Source organism: Mycobacterium sp. UM_11 (assembly GCF_001414075.1).
In the GTDB taxonomy this organism is placed as follows: Bacteria; Actinomycetota; Actinomycetes; order Mycobacteriales; family Mycobacteriaceae; genus Mycobacterium.
This window is the reverse complement of the sequence record NZ_LATC01000210.1, coordinates 1-1,908: the sequence shown is the minus strand read 5'-3', so window position 1 is coordinate 1,908 and position 1,908 is coordinate 1. Positions and strand designations below refer to the sequence as shown.

At 67.0% G+C, this 1,908-nt stretch carries 2 protein-coding genes and 1 pseudogene; all 3 read right to left on the bottom strand.

Annotated features, from left to right (window positions below):
* A partial coding sequence (gene eccD, locus WU80_RS24630) for a type VII secretion integral membrane protein EccD (RefSeq protein WP_082462596.1) occupies positions 1 to 560 on the bottom strand: 560 nt, incomplete at its 3' end.
* Positions 561 to 827: 267 nt separating this feature from the next.
* On the bottom strand, positions 828 to 1,730 hold the full coding sequence (locus WU80_RS24625) for an ESX secretion-associated protein EspG (protein WP_055405688.1): 903 nt from the start codon (positions 1,728 to 1,730) through the stop codon (positions 828 to 830).
* Between the two features lie 87 nt (positions 1,731 to 1,817).
* Positions 1,818 to 1,908, bottom strand: a pseudogene (locus WU80_RS25675) (type VII secretion protein EsxI); the annotation flags it as partial.

The following is a 1,908-nucleotide window of genomic DNA, read 5'->3' as shown; positions in this document are numbered from 1 at the left end:
TCCTGGCTCCCGACCGCGTTCTCCGCGGCGATCACCGCGGAGAACGCGGTCGGGAGCCAGGAGTTGTGGTGCCACCGGTACCAGAGCAGCAGCCCAGAGGCGGCGGTCACGCCGGTCGCCACCATCGACGCCCCCACCTGCACCGCGACGACCGGGTCGATCGCGGCGAACCGCTTGCTCAGGTTTGCCGCGACCGCGGTGGAGATGTGCTCGATGACCTGCGAGCGATGCTCGGTGTCCTGGATGAACCGGATCCACAGTCGGTCGCCGTCATAGACGTCCTGTTCGGTCAGGGACTGCGTGGCCCGCAGCGGGCTGCCGTCGACCAGGCACAGCGCCCACCTGCCGCGGCCGGCGGCCTCCAGCGGGCTCTCGCCGAGCTCCCTGAGCCGGCTGTTCACCACCTTGAGCAGCGGCTCGGTCATCACCGAGACGGGGGCGTTGGCGTCCAGCAGGACGCCGATCTGTACGCCCGCCCCGGCCATAACGCCGACCACGACCGCCCGAGGCTGTGAAATTCCCTCAACGTCAGGCTGTAGCGCTTCAACTACCGCAGTCATCGCCGTGAACCCCTTACCGTCGTGAATGTGTAACCCCGCGCCGCGAGCCGGGCGGGGGTCTGCGCCGGCCCACCTTCGGGGGCGTTGCGGCCCCCAGGAAAGTGCAGCTCGACTATTCCGAATTCCATCTACCCCGCCTCGCGACTAAAAACTTTGGTGACAGTGGCTTGAGATTTGCTGAATCTCTTAGAGAAGTATGCCGTGTTGGCATCTCAACCGCATGTTGAGTGCAAAGCCATTGGTGAACTTTATGTTTCGTCGAGAAGGTCAGACCCGGCTATGGGTTTTCCACTCGCCGTACGGAAGCGTGTCCAGCACGGTCTTGACGCCCACCTGCACCAACTGGGGGGTCGCCGGGCAAATGGCCAGCCAGGCCTCCCCCGACCCCGCCGTCCGCGCCTGCTGGTAGAGCGCGATGCGGCCACCGGAACCGTCCTTGAGCGACAGGACCGACGCGCTCGGCCCCTTCGCGTCGTCCCGGTATTGACGCGCGTACACCGCGACCTCGGCCGCCGGATCCGAGAGCGCCTGCCCCAGTGCGGCCACCGTGGCGGCGCTGATGCCCATCCGGCGCAGGTCACCGCCGGAAAACACGTTGAACCCCGACTCCTGCCAGGACTTCGTCGCTTCGAGCATCTCCTCGAGCGGCACGTTGACCGCGTTGATCGCCGCGGGCTCCGCGTGGTGGATCGACTCCAAAGCGTCCAAGACCAGGGACGCGATCGAGGCGCTGTCGGCGATGGCGACATCGTCGACGGTGATGTCACCGCCCACCCGGACCGCGGAAACCCAGTGCTGGCCCCGGCGGGCCAGCACCACCCGGAACTCGTTGTCGGGGATGTCCCGCGAGCCGGGCGGCTGATTCTCGTCGTCGACGACGCCGTAGAGCAGCTTGCCCCTGGACAGCAGCGCGATGACCTCGAGGTCGGGTGCGGCCAGCACCCGCATCCGCGCGGCCACATGCTCGTTCACCTGGTCATTTTCGACGATGCCCTGCTCGCGCATCACGGCCATGCCGGGATGCTCGTTGAGCCAGTCGCTCGAGTCGGTGGAGACAAATGGCCGGCACCGCAGCTCCGGCGCGACGTGCCGAATGTCCAGGAGGGCCTGGAGCATCCAGAAACCATCGACGTTGACGGTGATGTCGGTGCGGGCGGTCTGTTGGTCCATCATTCCCTCAGGGAGTCAAAGTGCACGGTAACGGCAGGACGCGGCAGCACACCGACGGGTGGTGTGCTGCCGCGCCTGAAGTGCGGGTTAGGCCCAGCTGGACCCAACGGCGCTGTCGGTGCTGGCCATGTTGCTGCCGGCGCTCTGCACCTTCTGCCCGTGGGCGTTGGCCTGCTCG